This window comes from Bittarella massiliensis (ex Durand et al. 2017) (assembly GCF_017566145.1).
Lineage (GTDB): Bacteria > Bacillota > Clostridia > Oscillospirales > Ruminococcaceae > Bittarella > Bittarella massiliensis_A.
Genome location: NZ_JABFCL010000074.1, coordinates 1 through 294, shown reverse-complemented (window position 1 = coordinate 294; position 294 = coordinate 1). Strand labels below are relative to the sequence as shown.

The 294-nt window shown below is 45.2% G+C and carries 1 pseudogene; it reads left to right on the top strand.

Annotated features, from left to right (window positions below):
* Positions 1 to 282 (top strand): annotated as a pseudogene (locus HJY11_RS13505) (hypothetical protein); the annotation flags it as partial.
* Positions 283 to 294 lie beyond the last annotated feature (12 nt).

Sequence of the window (294 nt, the reverse complement as noted above, 5' to 3'; positions counted from 1 at the left end):
AATACATCTTTCATGCCGATTGTAAAGCATGTGGACGCGAACTGCCCGCAGGGGAAGGGAATTTTTACCATTCCGAATGTCTATGTGATGGGAGCAACATCTTTCGAGGTAAAGGAGTATGACCAGACAAAAGCAATGGACGACGCGGATCTGGTGATTGGAAAGTGTTATGCAAACGGGCGTGCGGTAGATGATAATTGCGCGGTTGTATTTGATATCACAAAGCTGGAAGAATATAAGCTTCCAGTAACGACAGCGACAACTCCAGAACAGGGAAAATAATCAGTCCTGACA